The sequence below is a fragment of the Pseudidiomarina terrestris genome, assembly GCF_030466405.1.
Taxonomy (GTDB): Bacteria; Pseudomonadota; Gammaproteobacteria; order Enterobacterales; family Alteromonadaceae; genus Pseudidiomarina; species Pseudidiomarina terrestris.
On record NZ_JAGGJF010000002.1, the window covers coordinates 178,629 to 203,865 of the forward strand.

The 25,237-nt window shown below is 45.5% G+C and carries 24 protein-coding genes; 18 read left to right on the forward strand and 6 right to left on the reverse strand.

What is annotated here, in order from left to right:
* Position 1: 1 nt before the first annotated feature.
* Positions 2–730 (reverse strand): CPBP family intramembrane glutamic endopeptidase, encoded by a 729-nt coding sequence (locus tag J6J34_RS05090; RefSeq protein WP_301898591.1) that lies wholly within the window; start codon positions 728–730, stop codon positions 2–4.
* A gap of 106 nt (positions 731–836) precedes the next feature.
* On the opposite strand from J6J34_RS05090, the gene J6J34_RS05095 reads away from it, so the two are divergent.
* Positions 837–1,745 (forward strand): LysR family transcriptional regulator, encoded by a 909-nt coding sequence (locus J6J34_RS05095; RefSeq protein ID WP_301898592.1) that lies wholly within the window; start codon positions 837–839, stop codon positions 1,743–1,745.
* 113 nt (positions 1,746–1,858) lie between these two features.
* Here the strand turns inward: J6J34_RS05095 and J6J34_RS05100 are convergent, their stop codons facing one another.
* Positions 1,859–2,404 carry a putative glycolipid-binding domain-containing protein gene (locus tag J6J34_RS05100; protein ID WP_301898593.1) on the reverse strand — a complete coding sequence of 182 codons (546 nt, stop codon included), beginning with the start codon at positions 2,402–2,404 and terminating at the stop codon, positions 1,859–1,861.
* A 181-nt stretch (positions 2,405–2,585) separates the two neighbouring features.
* Between J6J34_RS05100 and J6J34_RS05105 the strand changes: the two genes are divergently transcribed.
* From J6J34_RS05105 to J6J34_RS05130, 6 genes are all read left to right on the forward strand, one after another.
* The gene (locus tag J6J34_RS05105) at positions 2,586–2,900 is read left to right on the forward strand and encodes an antibiotic biosynthesis monooxygenase family protein (RefSeq protein ID WP_301898594.1); all 315 of its coding nucleotides are present in this window, start codon (positions 2,586–2,588) and stop codon (positions 2,898–2,900) included.
* A 100-nt stretch (positions 2,901–3,000) separates the two neighbouring features.
* Positions 3,001–3,405: a hypothetical protein gene (locus J6J34_RS05110; protein WP_301898595.1), complete on the forward strand. Its 405-nt coding sequence runs from the start codon at positions 3,001–3,003 to the stop codon at positions 3,403–3,405.
* Between the two features lie 96 nt (positions 3,406–3,501).
* A complete protein-coding gene (locus J6J34_RS05115) occupies positions 3,502–4,308 on the forward strand; it encodes an alpha/beta fold hydrolase (RefSeq protein WP_301898596.1) in 807 nt (268 codons plus the stop codon).
* 267 nt (positions 4,309–4,575) lie between these two features.
* The gene (locus J6J34_RS05120) at positions 4,576–5,916 is read left to right on the forward strand and encodes an SNIPE associated domain-containing protein (protein WP_301898597.1); all 1,341 of its coding nucleotides are present in this window, start codon (positions 4,576–4,578) and stop codon (positions 5,914–5,916) included.
* Positions 5,913–7,157, forward strand: coding sequence for an SNIPE associated domain-containing protein (locus tag J6J34_RS05125; RefSeq protein ID WP_301898598.1), 1,245 nt, complete (start codon positions 5,913–5,915; stop codon positions 7,155–7,157). Before J6J34_RS05120 ends, J6J34_RS05125 begins: the two co-directional genes overlap by 4 nt.
* Before the next feature lie 194 nt (positions 7,158–7,351).
* Positions 7,352–9,820, forward strand: a complete 2,469-nt coding sequence (locus tag J6J34_RS05130; RefSeq protein ID WP_301898599.1) for a DUF4062 domain-containing protein — start codon at positions 7,352–7,354, stop codon at positions 9,818–9,820.
* 159 nt (positions 9,821–9,979) lie between these two features.
* On the opposite strand, the gene J6J34_RS12505 is transcribed toward J6J34_RS05130, so the two are convergent.
* Together J6J34_RS12505 and J6J34_RS05140 are read right to left on the reverse strand one after the other, a co-directional pair.
* A complete protein-coding gene (locus J6J34_RS12505; protein ID WP_418055281.1) occupies positions 9,980–10,414 on the reverse strand; it encodes an HNH endonuclease in 435 nt (144 codons plus the stop codon).
* Positions 10,415–10,561: 147 nt separating this feature from the next.
* Positions 10,562–10,954, reverse strand: a complete 393-nt coding sequence (locus tag J6J34_RS05140) for a hypothetical protein (RefSeq protein WP_301898601.1) — start codon at positions 10,952–10,954, stop codon at positions 10,562–10,564.
* Between the two features lie 292 nt (positions 10,955–11,246).
* On the opposite strand from J6J34_RS05140, the gene J6J34_RS05145 reads away from it, so the two are divergent.
* Positions 11,247–12,533, forward strand: a complete 1,287-nt coding sequence (locus tag J6J34_RS05145) for a DEAD/DEAH box helicase (protein ID WP_301720047.1) — start codon at positions 11,247–11,249, stop codon at positions 12,531–12,533.
* A 70-nt stretch (positions 12,534–12,603) separates the two neighbouring features.
* On the opposite strand, the gene J6J34_RS05150 is transcribed toward J6J34_RS05145, so the two are convergent.
* On the reverse strand, positions 12,604–15,375 hold the full coding sequence (locus J6J34_RS05150; protein WP_301898602.1) for a sensor domain-containing phosphodiesterase: 2,772 nt from the start codon (positions 15,373–15,375) through the stop codon (positions 12,604–12,606).
* A gap of 395 nt (positions 15,376–15,770) precedes the next feature.
* On the opposite strand from J6J34_RS05150, the gene J6J34_RS05155 reads away from it, so the two are divergent.
* The 7 genes from J6J34_RS05155 (at position 15,771) to J6J34_RS05185 (ending at position 23,554) form a co-directional block, all read left to right on the forward strand.
* The gene (locus tag J6J34_RS05155; protein ID WP_301898603.1) at positions 15,771–16,109 is read left to right on the forward strand and encodes a thioredoxin family protein; all 339 of its coding nucleotides are present in this window, start codon (positions 15,771–15,773) and stop codon (positions 16,107–16,109) included.
* A 190-nt stretch (positions 16,110–16,299) separates the two neighbouring features.
* Positions 16,300–16,617: a hypothetical protein gene (locus tag J6J34_RS05160; RefSeq protein ID WP_301898604.1), complete on the forward strand. Its 318-nt coding sequence runs from the start codon at positions 16,300–16,302 to the stop codon at positions 16,615–16,617.
* 117 nt (positions 16,618–16,734) lie between these two features.
* Positions 16,735–17,319 (forward strand): hypothetical protein, encoded by a 585-nt coding sequence (locus tag J6J34_RS05165; protein WP_301898605.1) that lies wholly within the window; start codon positions 16,735–16,737, stop codon positions 17,317–17,319.
* Positions 17,320–17,761: 442 nt separating this feature from the next.
* On the forward strand, positions 17,762–18,634 hold the full coding sequence (locus J6J34_RS05170) for a TIR domain-containing protein (protein WP_301898606.1): 873 nt from the start codon (positions 17,762–17,764) through the stop codon (positions 18,632–18,634).
* Between the two features lie 104 nt (positions 18,635–18,738).
* On the forward strand, positions 18,739–20,481 hold the full coding sequence (locus J6J34_RS05175; protein ID WP_301898607.1) for a DUF4209 domain-containing protein: 1,743 nt from the start codon (positions 18,739–18,741) through the stop codon (positions 20,479–20,481).
* 443 nt (positions 20,482–20,924) lie between these two features.
* Complete coding sequence (locus J6J34_RS05180; protein ID WP_301898608.1) at positions 20,925–22,124, forward strand: serine hydrolase domain-containing protein; 1,200 nt, start codon at positions 20,925–20,927, stop codon at positions 22,122–22,124.
* Positions 22,125–22,273: 149 nt separating this feature from the next.
* Complete coding sequence (locus J6J34_RS05185; protein ID WP_301898609.1) at positions 22,274–23,554, forward strand: MFS transporter; 1,281 nt, start codon at positions 22,274–22,276, stop codon at positions 23,552–23,554.
* 33 nt (positions 23,555–23,587) lie between these two features.
* Here J6J34_RS05185 and J6J34_RS05190 read toward each other — a convergent pair whose 3' ends face one another.
* On the reverse strand, positions 23,588–23,917 hold the full coding sequence (locus J6J34_RS05190; RefSeq protein WP_301898610.1) for a DUF1330 domain-containing protein: 330 nt from the start codon (positions 23,915–23,917) through the stop codon (positions 23,588–23,590).
* Between the two features lie 176 nt (positions 23,918–24,093).
* Between J6J34_RS05190 and J6J34_RS05195 the strand changes: the two genes are divergently transcribed.
* The 3 genes from J6J34_RS05195 (at position 24,094) to J6J34_RS05205 (ending at position 25,235) form a co-directional block, all read left to right on the forward strand.
* Positions 24,094–24,531 carry a nucleoside deaminase gene (locus J6J34_RS05195; protein WP_301898611.1) on the forward strand — a complete coding sequence of 146 codons (438 nt, stop codon included), beginning with the start codon at positions 24,094–24,096 and terminating at the stop codon, positions 24,529–24,531.
* Positions 24,532–24,596: 65 nt separating this feature from the next.
* Complete coding sequence (locus J6J34_RS05200; protein ID WP_335342627.1) at positions 24,597–24,776, forward strand: DUF6435 family protein; 180 nt, start codon at positions 24,597–24,599, stop codon at positions 24,774–24,776.
* 180 nt (positions 24,777–24,956) lie between these two features.
* Positions 24,957–25,235, forward strand: a complete 279-nt coding sequence (locus J6J34_RS05205) for a type II toxin-antitoxin system RelE/ParE family toxin (protein ID WP_301720060.1) — start codon at positions 24,957–24,959, stop codon at positions 25,233–25,235.
* The last annotated feature ends 2 nt before the right edge of the window (positions 25,236–25,237 follow it).

The following is a 25,237-nucleotide window of genomic DNA, read 5'->3' on the forward strand; positions in this document are numbered from 1 at the left end:
CTTACGACACAGCCTCTCTAGGTTCAGACGCAACAGGTTTGGTTTTATGTAAGGCATAGCCGATAAATCCGCCGTAGACGTCTATCAGTATGTGCAGCGCGATGGCCACCCAGAGCGATTCGGTTAGGATATAGATGATGCCAAGAACTAAGCCTATGATCGCGGTACGCAGGACGTTGCCCCAGCCTTGATACAAGTGGCAAAGACCAAATAGCAGACTTCCGACAACTAAGCTGAGAATTACGCCGAATACGTTGCCCAGCACGCCAATGATGAAGCCTCTGAACAACAACTCTTCGCAGACTCCAGCGGAGACCGATAGGCCCAGCGTGAACCAGCGCAGCTCTTTACTGGTGGCAGGTACCATCCAGTCGCTATTTTGCGCGGCATCACGAAACTCGTCCAGTTTCTCAGGATGACTCAGCAGGGCATAGATAGAGTAAAAGAAATAAGCAGAAACGGCGAGAACCAGGCCAGCACCGATCCAGTTGGATAAGTTACCTTGCCATACTAACCCAAGCTCAGATGGCGATAGTCGGCCGCTAAATAATAACGCCAGCAGCACCGACGTTGGTATCCACAGAAAAATAATAGCTTCCTTATAGGCGCGGAGTTTTGTTTTCCTGCCCTCGATGATGGCAACTTTGACTTTGTCGGACTCCCAAAGACTGTATACCGGCATCGCTACGACGAGTAACAGCATGAACCATTCAGCCGCTTGTATTTGCATGACATTTCCTCATTTTGCATTCCTTGTTGATGCAGAGAGATTAATCACTTGCGGAGTATAAATAAATGTATTAATAGTATAGAAAAACTAAACTAAAGGTTTACACGTGTTGCACCCAAGAGATCTAAGCGTGTTTTGTCAGGTTGCAGAGACCGGCAATATGTCCAGAGTTGCGGAAGCCGAGTCAAAGACGGTGATGGCGATCAGCAAACAGATCGCGCGGCTGGAAAGCGAACTCAATCAAGCGCTGTTTATACGAACCCGCCGCAAACTGGTTCTCACTGAATTCGGCGCCAAGTTTAAAAAGAAATCTGAGGCTTTCCTGGAACATTACAAGGAACTGGTTCATTGGCGAGAAACTAGCGAGAGCTCTGTCACCGGTGAATTGCGTGTCGTCTGTCAGGCGAACGATATCGTCAACGAGACGCTGGTACCCTGGATGGCTGAGTTCACTGCAAAGTATCCGGAGCTTGGCATTGCTTTAGATGTCAAAGAGTCCGTCATCGACATTATTGATGATGACTACGACGTATTCTGGGCTGTTGGCGATTATCTTGGACAACGGTATCCAGGTTTGAAGCGCAAGGCATTATGGGCGTCGACCTATGGAATATTTGCCTCGCCTGATTACCTAAAGAAAATGGGCACGCCTAAAACCGTTGCCGATCTTGAGCGACATAAGGTGATCGGCTATTTGCATAACCAACCCAGTAATGTGCTTATTGCAAGGGGCGCCGATGGCCAGCCCCAGTATGTTACGCCAAACTGTCAGATTAAAACCGTAGCCGGGCATTTAGAGTTAGCAGAAGCCGGACTCGGTTTAATTAACCTGCCAGTTAATACGGCGGCAATGCAGGAAATAATCAAGCAGGGACGGTTGTGCCCAGTCCTTCAGGATGATTGGTGGGAGGGAGCTGAGGTCTACGTTTACTACCACCCGTCCAGACCGATCCAGGCTAAAATTCGTGCATTCTTAGACTTCTTTATCGCGAAGCGACATGAATGGGAGTTTTAGCCGGGCTAAGAGGCCTTTGCTATTCTAGTTACAGAGTCGATGGCGGTGCTTTTGTTGGAATGCTGAGTTTCCCTTAAACGCCATGACATGAACGGCATTCTCGTTAGCCCTCCTTAGTCTGCGAACCAGATATCACCATAAGCTTTCACAAGACCATGCTGGTCGACATCAAGCTGCGTCCGAAAGCCGCTGGCAGGATTATGGTATTCATATAAATTAGCTCCCAGGCGAGTGTAATATTGCTCGACTGGAACGATGCTGCAATCATTTGGCCGAAACCAGGCGGCATGACAAACGATGGTTTCATTTATCTTAGGCTGCAGGCGTCGAATGGGCAGTGTATTGGTGGCTGGAGTAAATCCGAGATCGATGTCGTCGGCCCCATTAAGATCCGGTAGATAAACCCGATTCTGGTACCATTTGCCTTCGTTGTCTCGTGAGAAGGTTAACGGTGCCATTCGGGAGTGTTGAATGCGAACCTCCTGCGTTTGCCAATTAGGGTCGCAAGTAATTTGATAGAGCCACTGAGCTGAACGATTTGATTCGGTGATGGTTACATCGCCTTCCAAGAGCCAATGAGCTTGTTGACGAATTAATCGGAAGTTTTCAGTGCTGTTTAATTCCTCACTTCGCCAACAGACTTCAGCAATAATGCTCATCGGTTTTCCCCTTCGATAAAAATCGATACTGTATATAATCACAGTTATGATGGCAATGGTCGTTTATCGCTGAGCGGCATAAGCTTATGGCAGAGCACATTACGGAAGTCTAAGTAGCTAATTTTTGGGTATACTGATTTTTGATCGTCGATGATTTTGTTCAGGATTTGCGGGAGTAATAATGATTGGTATTCTTTTGGAGTTCGAAGTTAAGAAGGGCTTTGAAGACAAATTTTTAAAAGCCTGGGACGAAACCACAGAAATTATTTATCGCAATTTTGGCAGTCTGGGTTCCAGGTTGCACCGTGAAGAAGAGGGGCTGTACGTAGCTTATGCTCAGTGGCCCAGCGTTGAGGTGTACGAAAGTGAGCAACATTGGTCTGACGATGATTTATCTGTGCGGGAAGCTATGCGTGCTGCGTTAGTGGGTGGCAAACCGAGGTCAATACGCAGACTTTCGGTTGTGTCAGACCTTTTAAAAAACGAGCCGGCCTGATAGTGATAAGTGAGAGCATGTTTTCTTCTATCGGCTGCTCATCTATTGTCCGGTTTGGGGTACGCAGACTTTAAAAATACTAAGCGTCCAGGAGCAAACGATGAGTATGCGAATCGCTTTAAAAGTTCTTATGGTTTGGGCGGGGATCCTTGTCCTGGCTATTGCCAACGGATTACTGCGTGAGTCTGTACTTCTACCCACATTCGGAACTCCGGCGGCACTTGTTCTAAGCGGGCTGATACTCTCAGCCTTGATCCTTATGGTGGCGTATTTCTCGCTGCCCTGGCTGCAGCTTAAAAACAACGCTCAGCTGTTTTTGGTTGGTATAAGCTGGCTAGCGCTGACGCTTGTTTTTGAATTTTCATTTGGGCTTTGGCAGGGCAAATCGTGGCCTGAATTACTTGAGGCCTATTCATTTAAGGATGGCAATATCTGGCTTGTTGTTCTTTTGGTTACAACTCTTTCGCCCTATATTGCTGGCAAACTGAGAGTGTGGTGGAAGTGAGTGTGGTAAAGACTGATTTTACTGCAGACTTCAAGTAACTGTGTGTCGTTCCGAAACTGCCCTTCATTAAGGGAGCAGATTTTTAAGGAAAAAATAATGAAATTTGGTTGGTTGTTTTTTGGTCTCTTATTTCCGGTGGTTGCTTTTGCTAATTCCGACTTTGTGAAAGTTAAGGGGTATGAGCTCGAATATGAGATTGCAGGAAATGGCAGTGAAGTCATTCTCTTGGAGGCCGGCGGCAGCGCAGGCATGTCTGACTGGGAACCTGTTTTTGAAAGACTATCAGAGCACGCAAAAGTTATTCGTTATTCTCGAGTCGGTAATGGTAACTCTACTGCAATCAAGCAGCACTTTACTTCCCAAGACTACGCTGAACAAGCTAGCGCTCTGCTAACCGAACTAGGTATTCAACAACCTGTCATATTTGTCGCTCACTCCTATGGGGGAAGTGTTGCACGAGATTTTGCAGCAGCTTACCCCGAGCAGATAAAAGCGCTCATGATGTTAGATCCCTCGTCCGAGCATGATGTTGATATTTTACGCGCTATCGACTTAGAAAAGGGCAACGAAGAAATTGCTCAAATCAAACTCGCCGATATGGAAGGTGGCATGTCCAATCAATATTTGGACTTTTGGAGTAAGCGGCCGTTACCCGATTACCCACAAATTAAAGATATGCCAGTAACAGTAATTACTTCGGTAAAGAAAATGGAGAACCCACCGAACTTATTCTTCACTGATCAAGGAAGAAAAATGTGGGGTGAGCTTTGGCAGAATTGGACGACCGCGTTTCCTCAAGGTAAATCTGTTTTAACTGAAAAAAGCGGTCACTTTGTACAATTGGATGAGCCTGAGTTGGTCATTAGTGAGCTTTTGTCATTGATGCAAAAGCTCGAGAAGTAGCTGTGCTAAGGTCTGCTTAGAGCGAATTGGGGACTAATTTGCAGTCCATCAGAGCGTCCGCTGCTCGCTACGGCCCTTTAGTTTAGCGGCACTTGTTGACGTCATTATTAAATAGTGCTGAACGTCGGGGATGTTACCACCGTTAAATACACAGTGTTTGCTAGCCACCTTGAAAGCTCAGGTACAGAGCCTAATTTCAATTTGGCTTAATTTGTCACCATGTTATAAATAACCTATCCCAATCAATCACGAAAAGGACAATGTGCGATGGATAGCATTGTAGTGTACTTACCTTTAGGCTTTATTGCCGCAACGATTATCTTAGTTTTTTATGGTACTTCCCAAAATAAACAATACCAAGCACGCCTAAAGTACATTGAGCAGCGAGAGTCGATGTTATCGGATGAATCAGTTGACGAGCGCCTCTCGCAACAGCTAAAGCAAAAAGCAGTTTTTCAGGAGAAGCAGCGTGTGGGCCGCGACTATTTGGATAAACTTGAGAAAGCGATTGAACCAACAACAGCGCAACTAAAGCGGATTGAAGTGGGGTTGGTACCTCCTATTTTCCGGTTCGACGACAGTGAAGATTTAAAAGAGAGCATTCGTAAGTGCCGAGAAGAGCAGTTTGAGTGTATTGGCGAGGGCTTGGCTACTAATTCTTTTACTCAGTGGGAGTGGATGGGAAGTCGCTCAGATGGGAACCGTATGGTCAGTGATTATCGAAAATTGTTACTCGATGCTTTTAATGCTGAGTTTGAGGTTATCAGGCGACAAATGCGGGCGGCCACGTTTGATAAAGCCGTGGAGAAGCTAGAACGTTTAGTTGACCAGCTTTCCAAGCTTGGTGAGACCGCGGGGGTTCAGATATCGCGGCGTTATGCATTGCTCAAAAAAGATGAACTTAAGTGTTGGCATACAGAGCTTGACCATCGCGAAGAGCTCAAGCAGGAGCGTAAGCGGCAGAGAGAGTTATTACGTTCTCAGCAAAGTTCGGGGGACGATTCTGAGGAGTTGTCAGAAGAGATTGCGTCACGGGAAAGTGAGTTACGTAAAGCGCAGAAGAAAGCAGAGCAGCTGGCTGGCGCTGAGCGGGCACGATTAGAGCGTTTGATTGAAGATATCAAGGCAGAGAAGGCGCGGTTAGAGGAAAAGCAGACTCGGGCGATGTCACAAGCGCAGATCACGCGAGCCGGTTATATCTATGTCATCTCGAATGAAGGCTGTTTTGGTGAAGGTGTGGTTAAGATTGGTATGACTCGACGCTTAGAGCCAATGGATAGGGTGAGAGAACTTGGTGATGCATCAGTGCCGTTCAGGTTTGATGTCCATGCGCTGGCCTTTGTTGAAGATGCTCCAGCATTAGAAAATACATTACATAATGTCTTTAATGATCGGCGGGTAAACACGGAGAATTTCCGTAAAGAGTTTTTCCGGGTGTCACCGGAAGAGGTGCGCTCGGCCATAGAAGAAAAGGGAATTGATACGGACTGGTACCTGATAGCAGAGGCTAAGGAATACCATGAGTCGGAATTAATGCGAAACGCTATGAAACAGGCAAAGCGTGCTCGTAAAGAGCGTGAAGACTCAACTCTACCGGAGGCAATATGACGACAGGGCTAATTATTTTGGGTATCACCATACTGGCCTTTACTGTAAGTGCCTATTTTGCAGTTAAAGCTCATCGTCGGGCTGCATCGGTCGCGGCAGACTATGAACGGCTGTCTGCGGTTTTTTCCGAGGTTGATAAAGGTCAGGCTGAGCTTGATGAGATTGAGCAGGGTTACAGAGATTTACAAACACAGTATACCCGTCGAAAACAAGAGTTAGAGTCGAACCGCCGAGTTATAGCGCAATATGACATTGGCGCAGGTACGGTTGATGACTCGCTAATCCAAGTAACGCATAGCACGAACGATATTGATGACTTACAGATTCAGCTATCAAGTGTGAAAGACTCAATAAAAGCGATGGTGAAGGCCAAGCGTGCGTGTGTTTGTTATATGGGCGATGACATTACCATTAATGGTCGTAAGGCCGGTGTTAAAACGCTTTTCAATCGTGAAGTACGGCTGCGCCTCCGGTGTTTCGACAATGAGGTGAAATCAGCCGTTGCGTTGGCTAATTGGAATAATATCGGACGACTAAATGAGCGAGTTAGACGAGCGTTCAAAGAGATTAATGACCGCGGGCAGCTGGTTAAAACATTCATAGATAAAAAATATCTTGAGCTTCGGCTTAAAGAACTGAATTTGAGTTTCGAAATATCCGAGTTGAAGGCGTTGAAGAAGGAAGAGGAGCGCGAAGAAAGCCTTTTAGAGCGTGAAGCAGAGAGAGAAGAGCAAAAGATAAAGGTGGCAGCTGAGAAAGCCAGAAGAGACAGAGAGCGAATGGAGAAGCTTGTCGAAAGAGAGTTGGCTAAGTTAGATGGTATGACCGAGGCACAACGCCAAGAGCTGGAAATGCATAGGAGAGAGCTTGAGGAGCTTAAAAGCCGCGAGCAAAGAGCAGTATCGATGGCGCAGCAGACCAGAGCTGGTTTTGTTTACGTTATCTCGAACGTTAATTCATTTGGTGAGGGGGTTGTGAAGATCGGAATGACACGCCGTGCCGACCCGAATGAGCGAGTCCGTGAGTTGGGTGATGCATCAGTACCGGATACTTTCGATGTGCATGGTTTCTTCTACTGTGAGGATGCGCCAAAATTAGAGTCAGACATTCACAAAACATTTGATGACAAGCGCGTAAACCTTATCAATAAGCGAAAGGAGTTTTTCTTTATCGATGTCGACGATGCGTTAAAGAAAATCGAGTCACTTGAGATTGAAACAACACCAGTGGCGTTCGGTTAAGCTCTGTTGAGTCCGCGGCAAGTTAATGTTTAGTGGATAACTAAAGGTCTGCTATGAGCGAAAAGCCGACATTCGTCAAATTATCTGATAATCTCGATCTTAGTCGGCTCTCAACCCATAACGTAAATTGAAATATAACATCGCTACACTTCTTTGTGGTAGAAAGTTAGATTATAAAAAATTAGGCAGACTTAATGTCAGATACTGTGAAAAATGTGAGTGTATTCTTGGCTTCTCCGGGCGATCTTGGAGAAGAACGCCGTCTCGCAAATGAGGCTGTTGATGAGATTAATAAGCAAATAGCTCCTCATTTGGGTTTTAACGTGGTGTTAAAAGGATGGGAAGATACCCTCTCTGGACACGGCAGACCTCAACATATCATTAACCAAGAACTTGATGTTTGCGAATTATTTATAGGTATGATGTGGAAAAAATGGGGTACGCCACCAAGTGCGGGTGGCTCATTTACTTCAGGATTTGAAGAGGAGTATTCCCGGTCTATAAAAAAGTATGAGCACGAGAAAACGCCTGAGATGGCGATGTACTTTAAAGAGGTAGACCCAGAACTTCTAAATGATCCCGGTGATGATTTAAAAAAAGTTATCGCGTTCAAAAAGCGTATGATTGAGGAAAGGAAAATTTTTTTTCAATCCTTCAATCAACCCGAAGATTTACAGCAACTTGTGCGCTTAAAAATACAAGATTATCTGTTCCAGCTAAAAGAGCGCGAGAATGAAGATGAAGAAGACGAGAGGTCACAAACAAAACAAGCCAGTGTTAAGAAGACTATAAATGAAGTAAACACAGGAAAAGGCCTGTTCGGCATAGAGGGACATGAATTTTTAAAAGAAGTTTTAAGTTCCTCGGATAATCAAAGTGAATTATCTTCGTTTGATGTTGCAAGAGTTAGGTTGCTTGCTAATACATTGACCAGTTCAGGCAATGATGAACCGCGCATTGGGGTTCATGATGCAAATATCTTATTTAGAAATAGAGGTGCAGCTACTTTAGGTCATAAAGAAATATCTAGGCTGTTTGACGCTGGGCTAAGAAACATCCAGCATGAGAACATTCCCATATGGCATTGGTACGATCTTTATATATCTGAGGTAGATGAAAACGGCTTACAATTAAAGTCATTTTTAGATGAAGAGATTGCTATAGGCGCGTTAGAAGCGATGAAATTAATAGGGGCGCCTCTACCTTCGGACGGAAAACTACTAAATCGAAAGCTATTTTTAACTAACTGGTTTGCCAAAAAAAATTCCGATGATACAAAAGTAGCAGCTCTAAAATACTTGAAACAAAATGGAAAGCAGGAAGATTTAATTGCGATCCAAGAAGAATTAGACCGTTCAAAATCCAGGACTACTCGCGTAGCTTTAGAAGCTAAAGTTGCCATACAGCTTAGGTATAATAAGGAAAGTGCGCTTAAAACGATTTTTACGCATCCATTTGATAGTTTAGACAGTGACTTATTAAAAGAAGCTTTGCAGCAATCAAATTTGGTTGATACTGAACTTCTTAAGTTAGGCCTAAGCCACAAAAGCAAAGAAATCAGATTAGAAAGCTTACAAAGACTGGTCGATAGAAACTCTCTAACGAAAGATGAGCTGAAAAGATTATACGACGATAAAAAAGCTCAAGTGCGAAAGAAGGCCATTGAATTAGCTATAGGGGAAGGCGAAAAACTCAGTAAAGAAGAGATAAAGCGCATTTTGGTTAAGACAACTGGAAGAACAGCAGGGCTTTCCAGTTTGTTAGGTGATTCGATGCGAACTGATGAAGAAGGCGAAGCGTGCTACGAGGAAGTTTTGCGTGACCAATACCTTAGGATGACAGAGAAAGAGCTCTCACAAGAAGTAACAGAAATACAGATTTACGATGGCACTCCATACGTTACTCTCTGCGAAAGATTCTTCAAAAAATACGCAGATGAGTTAAGAAATAAGGTCGATGATCAATTTAGTCAGGATTTCGAAAAACACATTAAAAATTTGGAAGCTATTGGTTTTGGTAAAAATAGGATTGATAAAACTCGTGGTTTGGAGGGCTTCGTAAGAAGACAACTTACGCGCAAAGGCTTAGATGTTTTATGCAGGAAGTCCCAAGCTTGTGATTTGGAGAGAGTAAGAAAGAACATTAAATCTGGTTTTGTTAAAAGCTCTTACGACGAGGTCGAGTTTTTGCGTAAGCATGGCGAATGGGAAGACATTATTGCAATAGCTAGTCTTGAAAAAGATTATACTTCTCAAAGAAGCTCACTTTCTACTCTCTCAAGAACTGAGGATAATTGGTCTGAGTGCCTAGGTGGAGCAATCTACAACATTGCTAAAAATCGCCTAGATGATGTTTTCGACTTAGAAATTACTTTTAAAGTTCTTAAACACATCATTAAGGCAGCGCCGCCTAGTAAGTTTTTAATTCTTACTCATGAGACGCTGTTGAATTTATTAAATAGTGAAAATGATAAAGTTCGTAAATATGCTTCATTAAAAATTGTTCAAGCAAACAACAAGTCCAAACTAAAGAAACTGCTTCACGCATACATGGAAGAGCAAGATTACCGTTATTATAACGTTATTTATTGGCTAGATTTTGGTGTTTCTGTTCCTAAAAAAACAGCTAACTATTGCGCTAAGCTAATCTTTAGGGATGCCTAAATTCCTTCATATGTAAAACTTGATATTTAATCCGACGTACAAAGTGCGTATTTATGTGTTTGAACGTCCGTTATTGGAACTAAGCGGACTATCCCGAACGCTGAAGCCCCCTGTGGAACCAAGAGCTGAAACGTTTTCAATCTACAGCTAAAACTACTTTTAAAATTGATCAACCAACGCATTCGGAAGCCATTTCCCCCGAGAAATTCGCTTTGTTACTAGCGCTCGATACGCTTCGGGATCGAGAGGATCAGGTCGGCGGTGGCGTCGTTCATTACAGAGCCGGCATGCGGCGACAATATTCGATGATTGGTTATTGCCGCCATCACATCTTGCTTGAATGTGTTCTGCGGTGCATTGAAACCACCGAACTTGTTTTAACGATACGCGGTATTTTCGGGCGAAGTTTTCGTGATTATTTTGGTGCCACATGGGATGACCGCAGTAATAACAGCGGAAACGTTGTTGTTGAGCGGATTTCAGACGGTTTTTCTTAATGGTTCTTGAGCACATATGCAGCTCTCCTTTATAAGTGTTAAGGAAAACCCGCATTAGTCTCAAACTAGAGGCGGCAGACGAAGCCTCTAGCCGCATCTGATAAAAAGATAGTAGTCAGAAGCTATCCTTTATTCAAGTATTTCAGCAACCACCGGCAACAAAATCGTCTTATAAGAGCCGACCTCTGAACCCCACATTTCCGTGCGCAGTTTTGTAATGACCATTTTGCTTAATCTAAAGTGCTCACTTTAGATCTTGGATTGCCAGGTGTCGGTAGCGGTGAGCTAATTCAAATGATACCCGACGAACGACTCGCATGACACGTTCTACGTCAACATCATTAGGTGCGTGGATGACTAAGAACGTACAACCGTCTTTTGCGGCTTTTAAGTGCTTTTTCTCATAATCATCACTGGCTCCTAACTTTGCTAGGGGGCCAGCGTCTTCGAGATGGCTTTTCGCTATGGAGGCAATTTTGTCGGCTTCGTAAAGCTTGCACTCAGATTCTTCGTATCCGCCGGTCATTAAATCCTCTTGTACCTTGCAGGCATCGTCCTTTTCCGGAAACGCCACGACGATATAACCCGTTGGATAAAAAATACCAAATTGCGTTGGTACATTCTCTTCGTTACTCATACCCACCTCCAAATAAAGATCGATAATTAAATTTGTCTACTAACGACAGCTCTAATTTCCTATCACTTAGTTAACATTAGACAAGAAAAGAGCAAAAAACCAATAATATTATAGAGATAAGCGTGGCGCTGCTGGCAGCAACCGGCCATGAGAAAGAAAACAAAGCGGACACAGGGCCGAGCAGAGTGCTGCTTGCAGCGCGATAGCACACCAACGAATGAAATAAACTGCAGCGCGCGCCTCACTAAGGTAGAATGTGCATTCTTATCACTAATGGGATGCACATTTATACATGACTTTTTCTGAACTCGGACTTTGCCCTGAAATTCTTACCGCCCTTACACGTCAAGGTTATACAGAACCAACTCCTATTCAAGCGCAAGCGATTCCAGCGGTACTCGCTGGTAATGACGTGATGGCTGCGGCACAAACAGGAACGGGTAAAACCGCAGGCTTTACCTTACCGATTTTAGAAAAGCTCAAAGATGGCGAGCGCGCCAAACCCAACACGGCGCGGGTACTGATCCTTACGCCGACGCGCGAACTCGCGGCGCAGGTGGGGGAGAGTGTTGCAACCTACGGTGCTGGCCTGTCGTTAAACTACGCGGTCGTCTTTGGCGGTGTGAAAATTAATCCGCAGATGATGAAGCTGCGTAAAGGCGTGGACATCCTCGTCGCCACACCAGGTCGTTTGATGGACCTGTACCAGCAGAACGCCGTGCGCTTCCCGAAATTAGACGTGTTAGTGCTTGATGAAGCTGATCGCATGCTCGACATGGGCTTCATCCACGACATTAAGAAAATTATTAAGTTGTTGCCGGCCAAGCGGCAGACGCTGATGTTCTCGGCGACCTTCTCCAATGATATCCGTACGCTGGCGAAGAGCCTGGTTAACAACCCGGTAGAAATCTCGGTAGCACCGCCAAACTCGACCGCAGAGCGCATCGATCAAATCATGTACGCGGCTGCGAAGAGTGAAAAGCCGCGCATGCTGATGCAATTGCTGCGCAACCTTAATCTACCGCAAGTGCTGGTATTTTCACGTACCAAGCACGGTGCCAACCGCTTGGTGAAGCAGCTCGACGCCGATGGTTTCCTGGCCGCCGCGATTCACGGTAACAAAAGTCAGGGCGCGCGCACCAAAGCATTAGCGGACTTCAAATCAGGCAAGGTTAACGTGCTGGTCGCGACTGACATTGCCGCGCGTGGACTCGATATCGAAAAGCTGCCGTACGTGATCAATTACGATCTACCGCAAGTCCCTGAAGACTACGTGCACCGCATTGGCCGTACCGGCCGTGCAGGGCAGGTTGGTCATGCGATTTCATTGGTGATGGATGAAGAATTTAAAACCTTAAAAGCCATTGAGAAGCTGATCGGCCAGCCGATAGAACGGCACAAACTGGAAGGTTTTGCCGACGTTCAACTGACCGGCAAAACGCCGCCGCCAAAGCAGGGTCAACGTGCCCCGCGCGCACCGCGTAAACCGCAGGGTAGTGGCGGCAACAAGCGTTCGGGTGGCAACGGCAACAGAGGCCGTGATGCCAGCCGTAGAAACAATCCTCGTAAGGGTGATTAAGCTTAGAAATTGTGCCTGAAGTGCGCTGAAGCACTTCAGGCATCATTAAATCAGGCTGGTAGAAACTATCCTAGATCTCTTCCAGGCTCTCTTTGGGCTTGGAAATGTAATAGCCTTGCACGAAATCGATGTTGAGCCACTCCAGGATTTGATAGATTTCTGCGTCACTAACGAACTCGGCGATGGTTTTAATACCAAGGCTATGCGCCATGTCGATAATGCTCTTGGTTATCTTGCGGCTGCTGTCATCCTCAGCAATCTTTTTGATGATTGAGCCGTCGATTTTTATAAACTCAGGCTTAAGTTCAACCAGGTAGGCAAAGTTCGAGTAGCCACTGCCAAAATCATCGATCGCGATAGCGGCCCCAGCCGCGCGAAGACTACCAAAGAAGTCTTTTACTGCGGCAAATTCCTGAATGGCTTCACTTTCCGTAATTTCAAAAATCACCCGCTCGCCGCCACTACGGTGGAGCTCCCTTAATATGAATTCGGTGGTGGCTTCATTAAGGATATCCCGTATCGACAGATTGATAGATATTTTAAAGTTATGAATGGCCAGCGTTGCCATTGATTTACTGAACATGGTACGTGTGAGCACGCCGTAGTAGGGCGTTTTTTTCAATGAGTCGAGAAATAACCCGGGAACCAGAACTTCACCGTTTGGCATTTTTATCCGTGCCAAAGCTTCAAATTTACGACTATGTTCAGAACAATTTACGGCTCTGATTTCCTGAAAAAATGGAACCAAGCGGTCCTCTTTTAATGCCGACTTGACCTCTTCAATCCAAAAGTAAGAAGCTTTGACATCGTTTTGCTCCGTCTTTGCCACAATCTGTGACCCGTAGTCGCAGTGTTTCGCCTCATCCAAGGCACTCTCTGCCAGGATCATTGACTTGGCATAAGACTCGCCTATGCCGACACAGAAAAAAACTTCGTGTATATCGTCATCGACCTGATAGACAATTTCTTCCAGCTCGTTTTTTAGATCCTCGCAGATTTTATTAAATTGCGATTCATCGCATCCAGCGTTCATTCTGATACTGAACGATGCACCAGAGAGATGATAAACATTGAGGTCATACTTTTTGGCGGCTTTATGCAGGGCAGTGGCAATGCTTTTTATCAGTTTATCGCCATGGCTTATGCCCCAGTATTCATTGATAATTTTCAAATTACGTACGTCAAAAACGCCGACTTTACTGGTCTCCTGTTTTTGCAGGTCCATCAGTAGTTTCACCCGATTAGGTAGCCCGGTCAGCGGGTCGTGACTTTGTTCCTGGATGGTGCGCCGCGCTTCGACGATATTGGAGACATCATTTCTGATGCTGAGAAACTCCTGGATCAGGTTGTTTTCGCCGATAATGGGGACAATGGCGGTTTGCACATAATAAGAGCGCCCATTCTTGCGTTTATTCTTTATCAGGCCTTTCCAGGGCTTGCCACTGTTAATGGAACGCCATAAATTAGCGAACACCTTATCAGGGGTGTCAGGGTGGCGTACCAGCGCATGAGTGTTGCCAATTAACTCATCTCGGCTATAGCCACTGACCTCCTCGAATTTTTCGTTCACATAGGTGATTTTGCCTTGCGTATCTGTAATAGAGACGATGGAATTATAATTAAGCGCTTTTTGTTGTTGCTCGAGAAAGTTAATGGTGTCTTGCAGCTCGCGGGCCGTTGTTCTGGACAGGTGCGCTAGTGATTTTAAAGCGCTGGGTTCAAGACGTTTTTGGGTGGTGTCAGTTGTCGCTTCAGGTAACTCCTGACCTTCCGATAAAAACAGCAGCGTCGTGCTCAGGTTGAGCATGTGGAAGTCACTGTCCACGGTATAATATTCACCGAAAAAGAAGCCACCGCTGGCCTGCAGGTTGCGGCCCACCTTAGACATTTCAAGACTGACATCACTATCAAGATACGACTTTCTGGCAGCACAAGAGAATATCAGTGTGGCGACGTCGGGTGCCGCTTCATATGCCGGTGTTTGATTTATCAGCTCCTGTGGGTCGGCAAAGGACAGCATAACTTTGTCGCCGACCTCAAATTTACCGCCAAAGGCAATACCATCATCAATCCGGCCAATAGCTGAGCGAAGAACACTCATTTTGGGTCGCTGAACCAGGAAAGGAAACTCCATCACACTAATGGGTAAGTTGTCTAAGGTAAGTTGGCCCAGGTAGTTTTCGTAAATCTGAGAGATAGGCTCATCATCCAGTTCATACAGCACGTTATCTTCAGCTTTGGTGACGGTGAACTGAGGACCAACGCCACTCCAACCGGTTATCGATTCTTGCCTTGCCATTAAGTTATCACCAGACAAGATAGCCATAACGGAGCCGCTGGTGAAGACCTGTTCGCACAATATGGTGTAGGTCTCGTTAAACTCAAAATTATCCGCGGCATTACCGCCGGCAATAATGGTTGAGGGGAGGCGCTGTTTTAGCTCTGTGACAAACTTCTCCGGGCAGTCCGCCAGGGGATTGGCAAACATAATCATCACGTCTGGTCGTACGCCGTCTAATTTATCTTTTAGTACCGATAATTGAGCAGGGGAATGGTCCTCTAAACGGACGAGGCTGGCCGTTGTTCCTTGTTCGAATACCAGGAAATTCAGTAGCAAAGTTTGTTCGGCGATCTGACCCTGAATGATCTCACCGGCGGTGGACGCACCAAATAGTGAGAAACCTGGCAGATACTCTTTGAGCAAACGAAGAAGTGGCTTCACCTCCTGCCGACGACGGCTTGAAAGGATCTGCAATAGTCCGCTATGTTCGCGCAAAGCGTTGTCATTAATAAAGTTTTTAAACGCTTCTTCATCCTTGAAGGTATACGAATGTTGCTGCATAAAAATTCTCTTTTCCAACTGAGTTGGACTGGAGACTTCTTTAACCGCAAGTAATGCGCTCTTCCAGCTCCACTAATCCACTTATTTTTCTCAAGCTCTATTGATACGAAGTTGGCTCCGTAAAAGGATTAATCTTTTTTAAATAATGTTGTATTAACATATACAAGCTCCCTGACGTTGGCGATTATTTTTCGGCAAGCAGCCATAAAACCACGTTAAATGAAGGGTTATTCTTGCTTGGATTAATAAAATAAAAATCAATGTTTTATCCTGGTCTTGAGTGGAATACAGTATTATTTTTACCATCGACGGCTAAACTTTCTCAGTAAACTATCTCAGCAAGTTACGATTTAGCTCATTGAGGAATCGTTCAAACATAGCGGGGCATAACTAGCATGAGCATCAAGGACATAAGTTCAAATTCTGATTACGCAGAAGAAACATTTACATTTGCAGAAGTCAGCGAGTTGTCCGGCGACGTTTTACTGGAATTCGGAGCTCCCTGGTGTGGACACTGTAAGGCTGCAGCCCCTGCAATAACAGAAGTTGTCTCTGAACACCCAGAGCTGCGCCACATTAAAATCTATGACGGCAAGGGCAAACGACTTGGCCGGGCGTTCAAAGTAAAGCTTTGGCCGACACTGATACTCCTGCGCGACGGCAAGGAAGTGGATCGTGTGGTGAGGCCATTGCGCGCTGACGAGGTTCGCCAGTTGATGTCGAACCTCAGCTAAGAGCCCGTGAGGAGGCGTGTATTTTCGGTTTGATTTTTTGCGGCACTTGAAGTCAGCCGTGAAACACGGACGCTAACGTACGCTTCTGGCTACTTCTGGTGTCAGTTAAGAATTATGAGCTTTGTCTAATTGCAACCATGTAATTAAAAAGTTAATGTTCTGTTTTTAAGGCTTACATGGAGAGTTTGTCGTGCAGCGTTTTTTAATTGTTCTTGCTAGCATCCTGGCTTTTTATTCAACCCCCGCAGAAAGTTGTTCATTTCGGATCAAGGGTGGCGATCTGATCCGTTGTGGTATGACCAAAATTGAGGTCGTGGACAAAATTGGTAACCCCGACAGGCGCAATTGGCAATCCGTCGGCGTCAATAGCGGAAACGGTCGTGGTGGAGTTTCAGCCGAAGCTTGGTCCTACATCGTTCGTGGCGATATCGGCGGCGAGCATTACGTCACAGTACTTTTTTCTGGCAGTAAAGTCGTGGAGATTGAGTCAAGGCAGGCCCGGCGGTAATGGCGGGTTTGAGCAATAGGCGACATTAGACTTTATGAGTGTACAAGGTAATCTAGCATGTAGGGAACACGACCTTGCATGGTCGGTAAAATAATCTGTTAGTTTACAGGAAGTGGGATGGCTATAGAAACGGATGAAGAATTAGCGATAGCGGTTAAGAAGGCTGGCGTACTCCTTCAAGAAATACAGGATTTTTGTGGGCGCAAAAATCGTTCGGACGCAAAAGTACGCTTTCCTCGTGGCTACCTCAGAACTGCCAGTGAACAGCGAAATAGGCTCAAGTTTGTTCGCTCTGAAGACTTGAAGGCAAACTTGTCATATACCTTAATTTTAACAGATAGCATTCTCTGGTTATTGGTTCGGACTGATATAGCAGCCACAGCTAAAGACATGTTGATAAAAATGTTTATATTCCTTGGTGGCGCACTAATGGAGGGAATACTTTCTGATTACTTGACAGGTATTGTAGGCAAACAGCGCTCATTCAAAAAAAGAACCGAATACCTGCTAAAAAGTGACATTATTACTCAGTCATTACATGACGAGCTCAACTGGGTTTGGGATATGCGAAATAATATGCACCTATTTCTTTTAGACGGTCGAGAATTTGAAAACAGTTACAATGCATCTTCTCATGTTCGATGTGCTAATGCGTTTAAAGAATTGATTAAAGTTTTAGACCGCAAAGGTCGTCTATCATGAAAACTTACAAGTGCATATTGTCGGACTGGTTTTCCGTTGCGCTCCAAACCAGCCGAAGGTCAGTAATGAGCGAAGAGCGGACCTTCAGACTTTTTATCCAATTCAACTAGTGACGTTTGTGCCTACCATTAATAACTGAGGATGACGCGAATCAGGCTCGGCACACTTATCTCCGCAATATCGCTCGTTTTTATGTTGGGCTGTGGATTTAAGTTATTTATTGTCAATGATATAGATTTAACGAAAAATCAAAGTTAGATAGTGTGTGCCCGTTAGAGTTTAACTGAACATGCTCAAATTGCCTTTGCTAACTCGGAACCTTTCAAGTCAGGAATGCCTGCTTGATCAGTAAGTTAAAAGCCGAAAGCTATCGATTGGACGAGTTTCTAAATGCGCACGCACAATATACAAATGTTAAGCTACTTCGAGATTGGAGCAAACAATGGCAAGAAAAAAAAAACCTACTTCTGAAGATAAAAAGCCCTTGGAGCTGGCTGCTCCCAGAGAAAAAGCGAAGGAAAAACTCCAAGTTAGAATAGATCAAGGTAAAACGTTACGTTCCAAATCGATAAATAACCAACAGGAACTAGATAGCGAAGAAAAAGCGTATGAAAAATGGGATTCTTTTAATAATGAGCTTCTAAGACGGTTATTTACTTCGGACGAGCTCTACGAGGAATATAGCAGTTGGGCGGGAGGTGGTATAGTGGTAGGAGGGCGCCACTTTGCTGAAAAAGTATCTGATCACTTTAACGAGATTGATGAAAAAGTACATCGTTTAGATTCCATCATTGAAAGGCTTGAGTTGATACCAGAATCAGTATCAATTGATTCATCTATAGTAAACAAAATAAAGCCTGCCGTACCTCTTGATAAATCGAAAATATTCGTAGTTCACGGTCATGATAGCGAGGCTAAGCTGGAGGTTGCCAGATTTATAGAGAGAATAGGATTCACACCGATCATCCTCCATGAGCAGGCCAGTGGAAGTAAAACGATTATCGAGAAAATCGAATCTTACTCAGATGTTGGTTTTGGCATTGTGATTTATACTCCCTGCGATGTTGGAAAAAAGAATAGTGAAGAAGCATCCTTTCAAGGTAGGGCGCGCCAAAACGTAGTATTCGAGCATGGATTCCTAATTGGCAAGCTTGGTCGATCTCGAGTTTGCTCATTAGTAAAAGGTGATGTCGAGACTCCTAATGATATTTCGGGCGTGGTATACACACCAATGGATGGTGGGAACTGGAAAATTGAACTGGCCAAAGAGCTAAGAGCCGCGGAATACCCGGTTGATATGAATAAAGTTATTTGAGCTTAACAAGGCCAGTCACGGCGACGGCTTTTCCGTTGCGGCTTCGTCTCCACTACAAAGCCGCGCGTGCTGGCGGCGTTAGGCAACTTCAACGAGGAGCTATCATGAATGAAGAGCTAGTCAGATTAATGGAAGAGTTGGATCATTCTAAGGAGTCAACTAGCGAGCATTCTATTTTGTCAAAAATAAATCGTGCTACCGAAAATGATCAAAGTCCAAAGGCCATAGCCGAACGAATTGCGTTTGGGTTCTGCGAAGAATATTTGGATAAGCCAAATGGCTGGGGCACATATTTTGGGCCTATGATGGTTTGGGTAGGGGATGACGGTAAAGCGTATGAAAGTCCCAGTATTGCATTGGTAACCAAAGAAATTATTGAGCATTGGAAAAGGAGGTCACAAGAAACCAATAATCAATTGATGAAAGCTCGCTATGCTGGGCTTGTTTGGGACCTCTCTGAAACTGCCGTGGGCAAAAAGCCTGACTATAGGATTGCTATTGACTATGTAAATGCACTTCTTGATGTGACTGATAACGATTTCTGCAAACACCCAACCGAAGCAATAACGAAAATTACTAGGGCTTTCAAAGTTGCGACTGCACTGAATAACAGAGAATTGGCAGAAAGGTGTGTTGAAAGCGCGATTAAATTAGAAGACAGAATTGCTGAAGATGATAAGGCGGGCCTTTGGGGGTTTTGCTTTGAGCTTTTTGTTTTAGGTAAATATAGGAATTTGTCTGAGGCACAAGAGCAGAAGCTTGTGGATGATCTCGAGTCCCGTTTAACACGTGTCTCCAAAAGGCATTCACCATGGGTGAGTGAATCGGCGGCTATCCCCTTAGCCACTTATTATCGTAGCAAGGGAATGAACGACGATGTCACTCGAGTGATTGGAGTTGTTGGAAAGTGTTTTGAAGATGCGTGTGATGGCTTGGCTCCAATTCAGGTCTCCTCTTGGCTCCAACATGTGCACGACATTTATATAGGCTTCAACATGATCGAAAACGCAGAGCGCGTTTCGAAGAAGATATCTGAGGTAGGGCCAGGTGTCGTAGAGAGTATGCAAGAATTCTCTCATAGTATGGAGATTCCCAAGGAAAAATTAGAAGCATATCTAGCTTCGATGACGGAAGGTGGGCTTCATAAAACACTTAGTAGAATTGCAGCGCAATTTATTCCGAAGAAGGGTCAAGTAGAACAGCAGGTCTTGGATCTGGCAAAAAATCATCCATTGACATATTTGTTTACGAAGACACTGCAGGACCACAAGGGAAGACCTGTGGCGACGATTGGAGGAATAGAAGAAGATCTAGAAGGCAATGTTATTCACCAGCTTTCACAAAATATGAATATTGACTCATTTTTTCTCAGGCATTCATTTAGCAAAGCTTCTGAAGTTTACAAATTTGACGTTCAAGAATTGACCGAATATATATTTCAGTCACCTATATTCGAAGAGTCTAAAAAGGATCTTATTGATGCTGGTATCCAAGCTTACCTCGCCGAGGATTATATCTCTGCAATACATATACTGGTTCCCCAGGCAGAGGCAGCTATTCGAACGTTAGTGGAGTTAATGGGGGGCGCTACTTTAAGGAAGAATAGGCAGGGTGGGCTACAGTTGAGGACGTTTGACGATTTACTAAGAGACGAAAGGGTAGAACACTGTTTTGGTACTGATTCATCGTTCTATTACAGGATGCTACTTACTGACCAACGTGGTTGGAATATGCGAAATGACGTATGTCACGGAATCAGCCCGGTAAGTGCATTTAATTATTCCACGGCAGATAGAATCATGCACGTAGTCCTTTGCTTGGCTCAGGTCAGAGAGAATAATGCCTAACAAAATGCTGCTGGCGGACAATTTTTACGCTGCGCTACAAAATTGCCGCAGAGCACGGCGTTAACGTTCACTCTTGGCACAATACAGACCTAGGTTTTCACAAACTAGCCAACCGAACGCGACTCCCCTCGCAACCGGCAATGTTGGGAAGCTTTGAAAGCGGACTCAACTGTAACCCCCCATTTTAAGCAGCAGTTATCCGTAGAATTAATGAACCGCTCGCGTTAATTGTTTGGGCGAAATGCCTCCGAGGGTGTGGTCACTCAAGTTGGGGGGGGGCAGGCCTTACCAGTTGCTGTAGACTTTTCTGATAGAGTGCTCACAATTTTTTATCAAATCAGGCAACAAAAATAATGAAAAGTCTATTGATAGCACTGCTTGCGTGTCTTCTTGCAAGCGGCAGTGCGTTCGCGCAAAGCAAAGCTGAGAAAGTACATGCACTCATGAATGAAGCGCATGCGCGTGGTATTTTTAACGGTAATGTGCTGGTGGCCGAGAAAGGTACTATCGTTTACGAAAACGCCATAGGTTTTGCCGACGGCAGTCAAAAGCAAACGTTGGCAATGGATTTACGTTTCAACATTGGCTCCATGGCAAAAGAGTTCGATGGCGTCGCCCTGATGATGCTCAAAGAGCAAGGCAAGTTGTCACTGGACGACAAAGTTTCTGATTACTTCCCTGAACTGCCGCCATGGTCTGAGCGTGTGAGCATCCGCAACCTTATCCAATACACCAGCGGGTTGCCTGCGCCAGATTATCCAACAGAACCGCTGGATGATGACGTGTGGCAGTTTCTGCAGACATTGGAACAACTCGACTTTGAGCCGGGCACAGTATACGGCTATAACAACCACAACGTGTTTTTGCGTAAGCGCATTGTCGAAAAAGTCTCAGGTACATCGTTTAACGAATTCGTTGAACAGTACATGCTCGCGCCACTTGCGATGGATTCCGCTGCAATCGATCTGGCGGCTGACGCTGAAAAGTTCGCCAAAGCATTTAATAACAGGTTCATCGAAGACGACTACACCCCTTATATGTCAGGCTGGGTGCAACTGACAGCTAAGGATTTATACCGTTGGGTGCAAGGCCTGCACTCGTACCAGTTGATCAGCAAAGACTCGCTGTTTGAGCTATTCACTGGCTACAACGGTGAGCAAACGCCACTAGGGCATAGTCTTTTTGATGGCGAAACCTTGGTTTACCATTATCACCATGGCTCCAGCTATAATTTTGAATCCTCTTTGTATCACAACCCTGGTGAGCAGTTTACGGTGCTATTGCTGACCAATAATAAGAACTTCAATGTTGGCAGTTTGACCAACGCTATCGATGCTATTTTGCGAGGCAATGAATATAGCGTTCCGCTAGCCTCTATCTACATGAATCTTCGGACCCGCATCTTCTATGATGGCTATGAAAACGCCATGCAGTGGTATGTCGATATCTCCAGCAACGAGCGTGAGATTTACGATTTCTCTGATGAACTTCGCGAGCTGACCAAGACTGCTGATTATTTGGCTGACGAGCAGCGCGGCCGCGCAGCACAAGCGATAAAGCTGTACGAGTACATCGTTCAACAGTTTCCGGCTTCTGCAACCGAGCATGCGAAACAGCAAATCGAGGTTCTACGTCACCTGTAAGCGCTCGAGGTAATGGAGGTAACTTGAATTGAGACATTGCAGTGTTGTGAGCCGCAAACTATAACTAGTGCAAGCCCTTCGTTATGAGAGCGCGTCACTATGAACTCAACGAACACTGCCACTTCCGAGGAACAACTTAGGAGGGGAGGATGGCACAAATCTCAGGCATGCGCTTTGCGCTGATCGGCGCTATCCTCATTGCCATAAGCTTTGGTTTAGCTCGCTTTGCGTTTGGTTTGTTCATACCGCAAATACGCGATGACCTTGGCATGAGCGCTAATACCATCGGTGTTATCGCCGCGCTTCCTTTGATCAGTTTCGTCATCGTCAGTTTAGTTGCCCCCTTAGTCACCAAGTATTTTGGCGCACGCAATACCACTGTTTTATCTGCTTCGTTTAGTGTTCTCGGTCTGGCTCTCATTAGTCAGGCCACTGGGCCGATTAGTCTCGGCATAGGAGTCTTCGCCTGTGGGATCTGTACCGGATTAATGATGCCAGCGTTAACCTCGGCTATGCAGGCGTTGGTCGATCGTTCTATCCATGGGCGCGTCAGCTCAGTCATGAATGCGGGGACTAGCGTTGGTGTCGTGCTCTCTGTGCCGGCTGTCCTATTTTTAGTCGGTGCATGGCGCTATGCCTATTTATCATTCACGCTAATAGCCATTCTTGGTGTTGTTCTTGCCTGGTATTTGATTCCCTCGATTTCCAGGCTCACTCCCGCAAATGCAGCGCCGCCCCCCAAAATTACCGTTAGGCAGTGGTGGCGTCTGTTAAAGCTAGCCTTGTTTGCTTTCGCCATGGGCTTTATTGCTTCAGCTTACTGGACGTTTGCGCCGGATTTAGCCACCAATTTGGGCTCATTATCATCCAGCCAAAGTGGTTGGTTATGGTTGGCATTAGGTATTGCAGGCTTAGGCGGAGCAATTGTCAGTGACCTCGCAGACAGAAATAATCCTGCTATTACGCACGCACTCATGCTGATGATGTTAACCACCAGTTTAACTTTGTTGGCCGCCAGCCCAAGTCAAGTCTATCTTGCTGTTTTTTCAGCCTTTATCTTTGGCCTGTCCTATATGAGTTTAACCGGACTTTACTTAATGACGGGTATTCGCTTATTGCCGGGACGTGTGTCGATGGGACCTGTGTTGCCCTTTTTGGCGTGTGCCTTAGGCCAGGCAGCAGGGGCGCCTCTGGTCGGCGTGCTCGTCGGTGAGCTTGGTTATGCCGAAAGTTTCTCTATCTTTGCAGCGGTGGGGATTGTTATCGCGCTGATATCGCCATTTTATCCTGGCCATAGTGAAGAGGAGACGGGTATACCTGAAGATGAGACCGGCCTGCAAGCGGCCTTTGACTATCAGCTTCAGGATGAAGAAGGGGAGCCGCTGGAGACGGCGAGCATTGAGCAAGAGGACAATAAAGGTGAGTCGTGATGCTCGCTCGCTGCTATCATTTATCGCTATCTTTCATTCATCGCTAACTTTCAACAATGGCCGCAAATCATCGAGCTTATCAAACAGGTGCCAGATGTAGTTGCTGGTGCCGTTCTCGCGATGCGGGTGCAGATCGGCAAGCGCAGGATCATCGCAGTAACTCTCGAACGCTTCCTTTGACTCCCACTCAACCAGTATCAGCACGTTGCGCGGGGTAATGTCGCCTTGTGCGGCTTCTCTGAACTTGCCGAGAGAGATCACTTTGCCGCCGTGGGCTTCAACTTCTTTCGCAGAACGACGTGCATAGGCGAGGTATTCGTCTTTGTTCGCAATATCAAAAAGATTAAGCGCATAAACAGGCATGGGTGAAGCTCCTTGTTGGTTTTGTTCGATGATACCTATAATTCATGAGCCTGTCGCATTAACGTAAATCAGCGTTGGCAATATACTGCTCGATCTATTTTAAGTGTCGCGCTATGTTGGGCTATGATTTTGCACAGTATTCTTATCAAAATGAATTAAAGGAGAAAGCACCGCAAATGGACAATTTCATGCAAGCCGCCATCGACGAGGCGAAAAAAGGACTGGAAGAGGGCGGTGTGCCGATTGGCTCGGTCCTTGTGCATCAGGGTAAGATTATTGGTCGCGGGCATAATCGTCGTGTGCAAAGCGGCAGCCCTATTCTGCATGGCGAAATGGATGCCTTTGCTGATGCTGGACGGCAGTCGGCGTCCGTTTACAAAGAGTGCGTGATTTACACCACGCTCTCACCTTGCTGTATGTGTTCAGGTGCCATTGAGTTGTACGGCATCCCGCACGTCGTGGTGGGTGAAAACCAGACCTTTATGGGCGCTGAAGAACGCCTGCGCGCCGCTGGCGTTAAAGTTGAGGTGTTGCAGGACCCAACCTGTATCGAGCTGATGACAACATTTATCAACGACAAGCCCGAGCTCTGGTTTGAAGATATCGGCGAATAGTGTTGCAGCTAGCGAACTATTGCGAGGGTTTTAGCGTAACTAATCCAAACTCTTAAGGGGAAACCATGATGTTTGGATTATTTAAGTCGAACCCAACCAAGAAAATGCGTAAACAGTTGCAGCAACTTCAGCAAAAAGCCATGGAAATGCAACGCAATGGTGATATCCGCGGCAGTTTAGGAATTACCCAAGAAGCCGACGATCTTTGGAAGAAGATCCAGGCGATGGAAGCAGAACAGAAGTAAACCATAGGCGCGGGTTTACCGCGCCGATATCCCACGGCTGGCTTTGGGAATAAATTACTTCTATATAAATGTTCACCCCATATTTAGAGTTGCTTGATTTAGTTAAGATTTAATTACCTTAGATCAGCGCAGCTGCATCAATATAGCATTGTTGTGTTGCGCAACGCGCAACATTAAACTATGATCCTCACAATAAAGCACAAAGGTTTAGCGGAGTTCTATCGAACAGGTAGCACCGCGGGAATTCAATATAAACATGCCGCCAGATTACGAATGCAGCTTGTTGCTCTGGATACAGCTTTATTCATCACTGATCTACAGTTACCTGGTTATCGTTTACACCGTCTGAAAGGCGAAAGTTCACATAGGTGGTCTATCAAGGTTAGCGGCAATTGGCGATTAACGTTCGAGTTTCGAGCCGGCAATGTTTATTTGCTGAACTACGAGGATTATCATTAATG